At 66.6% G+C, this 1,530-nt stretch carries 1 protein-coding gene; it reads right to left on the reverse strand.

Annotation, left to right across the window (positions count from 1 at the left end; all coding sequences use genetic code 11):
• The coding region (locus tag OQ789_RS25585) for an AMP-binding protein (protein ID WP_324689187.1) at positions 1-1,530 on the reverse strand (1,530 nt) is incomplete at both ends.

The raw sequence follows: 1,530 nt of genomic DNA on the forward strand, positions 1-1,530 counted from the left end.
GCCGACCACCCCCACCGGCACCGCCCGCAACCACCCATCCAAAACAAAAAACCCCAGATGCTCCAACGGCACCCCGACCGGACTCACCGCACTGTCGACATCACCGGCCACGATCTCACGCACCGAGGCATGCACCGTCGTCTCAGTGGTGCCATACAAGTTGAGCAGCCGCGGCAACCCCCGATGCCGGCCCAGCCACCCCTGCAGCCGCGGCGGATCCAGCACCTCCCCACCAAACACCACCGCCTCGAGGTTCAGTCGCTGACCCAACTCTGGTGCCAGCGCATCCGCGGCTGCCAGGGCATAGAACGCCGACGGGGTCTGGCTCAACACACTGACCCGCTCGGCGACCAGCAGGGTGAGGAATTCCTCGGGGGCTCGGACCAGCGACTCGGGCACCACCACCAGCCGCCCACCAGCCAGCAGCGCGCCCCAGATCTCCCACACCGAGATGTCGAAGGCCAACGAACTCGCCTGGGACCACACCCGGCCCGGCGCGAGCTCGGCGTCGAGGGAGTCCAGCAGCTGAGTGACGTTATGGTGCGTGATGGCAACGCCTTTGGGCACCCCGGTGGTGCCCGAGGTGTAAATCAGGTATGCGATGTCGTCGGGCGCCGGAGCGGGCAGGCCGGCGCGCGGATAGGTCGGGATGCGCGGATCATCCACGTCGATGGTCAACAGGTCGTAGCCGTGCAGTCGTGAACGTAGGTCTGCTGTGGTGAGCGCGGCGATCGGGGCGGCGTCGGTGAGTAGGAACTCGATGCGGGCGTCGGGGTGTGCGGGGTCGAGCGGCAGATAGGCGGCACCGGTTTTGAGCACCGCCACAATCGCCACGATCGCCTCGGCCGAGCGCGCCAGCAGCAGCGCCACCCGCTGGCCCGGGGCTGCCCCGTGGTCAATCAGCAGGTGCGCCAACCGGTTGGAGGCCTCGTCGAGTTGGCGGTAGGTCATCGAGTGGCCGTCGCACGTTAGTGCCACCGCGTCGGGAGTGCGGACCACCTGCTGGGTGAACAACACCGGAATCGAATTAGCTTGTGGCACCGGGCGATCCAGCACGGTGCGGTTGCCCCACGCCTCGAGCCGGGTGCGCTCGGATTCCTCGAGCACCCCGATCGAGGAGACCGGTGCGTCGGGGTCGATGGTCATGGCCTGCAGTAGTCGCTGCAACCGGGCGATCAAGACCTCGATGCCGGCCGCGTCGAACACCTCGGTGTCGAACTCGACCCGCAGACTCAGTTCTTCGCCCGGTAGAGCCTGGACCGCAAGCGGGTAGTGGTTGTATTCGTGGGCGCTGAACTCCGTGACGGCCAGTTCGTGATCGCCGGCCATCCCGGCGGTGTCGATCGGATAGTTCTCGTAGACGAACAACGTGTCGAACAACTGCTCGTGGCCGGTGATCCGGAACAGCTCGGGTAACGCGAGATGCTGATGCTCCAGCGTGGCGGTGTGGACATGTTGCAGCTGAGCCAACAACTCCGTGGTGGTGGTGGCCGCGCTGAGCCGGGCGCGCACCGGCACCGTGTTGATCAA

The organism is Mycobacterium sp. 94-17 (assembly GCF_035617725.1).
Lineage (GTDB): Bacteria > Actinomycetota > Actinomycetes > Mycobacteriales > Mycobacteriaceae > Mycobacterium.